We start from the raw sequence: 3066 nt of genomic DNA on the forward strand, positions 1-3066 counted from the left end.
ACAATATCACGTGCCATTCCACTAATTGATTGGTCAGTTAACCACTTGATCCACTGAATAAATCTCGGATGGATGCCCGATAATGCTAATTCAGCTAATTGCTGTTGAAAGCGCTGGATTGCCAGCGGATCACGCCACATAGGCTGCAGATCATTTTTTGCGTAAAGTGGAGCCAATTCTGATACATAATAAGGCGTCACATTTTCGGATAGTGCTTTTAACAGCTTTGTATGCGCCTGTGCAACCAAGACTTCATCTGTTTCTACCGGTTGAGAAGCGGAATCAGCAGAGAAAAGCGGTGTAGTTGCTGATACGGATGAAATTGACATCCAACTCCAGATCAAGGCGCTACCCAGTACCCAGGTTCGCAATGAATACTGCATTCCAGTCACCATCCGATGCTCCCGAATATGTTTATACCCTTAGCCTTTGAAGCCCCGCCGCGTATTGGCTGCGGGTATTTCGCCGAATCACGTAGTCTATCTACGCTCATCGGTCTCACACCCTGCCGCCTAGCGGCAACTTCAAAGGCGAAGGGTATACACGAGCATATTATAGTTTGTAATGATGATTTATGATGGCAGTTTTTGATTTTTCTCTCGGTATTTTCAATGCGCTGCAATAAATTTTAGCGCTTTATCTATACGATCAAGTGTTCGTTTCTTCCCAAGAAGATAAACTGTAATATCCATTCCTGGAGATTGATTAACGCCTGTGACCGCGACACGTAGTGGCATTCCTACTTTTCCCATATTTATTTGTAACTCCGTTGCCGTGCTTTGTAATGCATTGTGGATATTTTTCCACTTTCCATTCATCTATTTCGGCTAATTTGGCAGCGACTATGGTTAACGGCTGGTGGGCGGCTTGTTTCAAATGTTTTTTTGCCGCATCCACATCAAATTCAGTCAATTCTTGGTAAAAATAACGGCAAGATTCTGCCATTTCTTTTAACGTTTCACAGCGTTCACCCAGTAGTTTCACTATTTCAACTAATGGCGGGCCACCTTGGGTATCAATACCTTGTTTTTCAACATGCCAAGAGAGATAAGTTGCCACTTTTTCAGGGGGAAGATGGTTAATGTAATGATGATTTAACCAGCGTAATTTTTTGGTGTTAAACGCACTGGCAGATTTGCTAACAGCACCCAGGCTGAAATGTGTTTTCATCTGAGCTAGAGAAAAAATCTCTTGATCACCGTGAGACCATCCCAGGCGTACTAAATAGTTTAACAATGCTTCAGGCAGATAACCTTTATCACGATATTGCATCACACTCACAGCCCCATGGCGCTTTGATAATTTTTTATTATCCTCCCCCAATATCATAGAAACATGAGCATATTGCGGTATAGGGGCGCCTAAGGCTTGTAAGATGTTGATTTGACGCGGAGTATTATTAATATGATCTTCACCACGGATCACATGAGTAATTTCCATATCCCAATCGTCAATCACCACACAAAAATTATAAGTGGGTGAACCCTCTGTTCGACGAATGATTAAATCATCTAATTCCATGTTGCTGAATTTAATAGGCCCACGGATCATGTCATCAAAAATAACGGATCCTTGTTGTGGATTACGAAAACGCACTACTGAAGGTTTATTGATATCATGTTTATCAACCTGATCTCGGCAATGGCCGTCATAACGGGGTTTTTCACCGTTAGCGATTTGGGTTTCACGTAACTTCTCTAGACGTTGTTTGGAGCAATAACATCGATATGCAGTGCCATTTTCTAACATGTGATCAATGACAGAGTTATAACGATCAAAACGCTTGGTCTGAAAATGTGGGCCTTCATCCCAATCTAAATTCAGCCAGTTTAAGCCTTCCATAATGGCATCAATGGCTTCCTGAGTAGAGCGCTCAAGATCAGTATCTTCGATCCGTAATACGAATTCGCCACCTGAGTGACGAGTAAATAACCAAGAGTAAAGCGCCGTGCGGGCGCCCCCTACGTGTAAATAACCAGTAGGACTGGGGGCAAAACGTGTTTTGGTCTTCATGCTAATAAATGCCTTACTTGTATTATCTCGTCTAATACCCTTCGCACTTTGAAGTGCCGCGTTGTGTTGGCTGTGGATGTTCGCCGCATCATGCCCTGGCCGCTTAGCGGCAACTTCAAGGGCGAAGGGTATATTTGAAATCTCTTGTGCTCACTAATACTTTGTCAAAATGAGCTAAAAATATTCATGTATTCTATACAAAGCTGCGTTTTTTCGCCCGTCTTTTCCTCTATTTTAGCGGCGTTAAAAAAATTTCGCATAGATTGAAGGCTCACTTTTACCCACAACGTTGAATGAAAAATGATTCAGTTGGAATTGGATTATTGGTAGATTCAATAGTAAAGAGAAGCGAGGTAAATCAGGAAATAGGCACATGAAAACAGTAACGGGTAATGGGAATGAGTGGGTTCGGGAAGAATTTCATCAAATTGATTTCGGAGATAAACGCCTTAAAGAGCGTTTTTTGAAACAGCGGGCTTATTATCATCAAAAGCGTCAGGTTCAATTCACCAAAGCTGTCATGGCTCCTGTTCACAGGCCAAAGGTGCTTATCGATTTGGTTGGGAAGTCTATCTAAAGCCTATAACAAACATAAAATGGGGTTGATGCTTCATGCAAGTTTGATGGTAACTCAGGAGGGATTGCCACTTGGGTTATCCTCGCTTAAATGTTGGTCACGTGTTTCCCGAGAGGAAACCCCTCAGGAAAAACAGCGGCGGCTTTATCAATCGACAATGAAAGAGAAAGAAAGTATTAAGTGGATAGAGACCCTCTAGAATGGCTATTATTGACCAATTTGACGGCCACTGACGGCTTTGAAGGAGAAGAGAAAGTTAATTGGTATAGCTGAGATGGAAGAGAGAAGCGTTCTTCAAAACACTGAAATCAGGATGTTGTGTTGAACAATGTCGTTTAAATACGGCAACCAAATTAACGAAAATGAGCACCCTCAAAAGCATTATCGCCTTCAAACTGATGTATATGAGTAAAATGGCAGCGTTGTGTCCTGAGGCTACCTGCACCGATGTGTTGTCAAAGATAGAATGGCAAACG

The 3066-nt window shown here is 42.2% G+C and carries 2 protein-coding genes and 2 pseudogenes; 2 read left to right on the forward strand and 2 right to left on the reverse strand.

The annotated features are described in order from the left end of the window. Positions 1 to 395: pseudogene (locus REG_RS07700) on the reverse strand (L,D-transpeptidase); the annotation flags it as partial. A 213-nt stretch (positions 396 to 608) separates the two neighbouring features. Next, positions 609 to 2013 (reverse strand): annotated as a pseudogene (gene gltX, locus REG_RS07705) (glutamate--tRNA ligase). Between the two features lie 373 nt (positions 2014 to 2386). Between gltX and REG_RS07710 the strand changes: the two are divergent. Continuing rightward, a complete protein-coding gene (locus REG_RS07710; RefSeq protein WP_039907934.1) occupies positions 2387 to 2590 on the forward strand; it encodes a transposase DNA-binding-containing protein in 204 nt (67 codons plus the stop codon). A gap of 19 nt (positions 2591 to 2609) precedes the next feature. Then, a complete protein-coding gene (locus tag REG_RS12795; protein ID WP_141553653.1) occupies positions 2610 to 2789 on the forward strand; it encodes a hypothetical protein in 180 nt (59 codons plus the stop codon). Positions 2790 to 3066 lie beyond the last annotated feature (277 nt).

This window comes from Candidatus Regiella insecticola LSR1, from assembly GCF_000143625.1.
Lineage (GTDB): Bacteria > Pseudomonadota > Gammaproteobacteria > Enterobacterales > Enterobacteriaceae > Regiella > Regiella insecticola.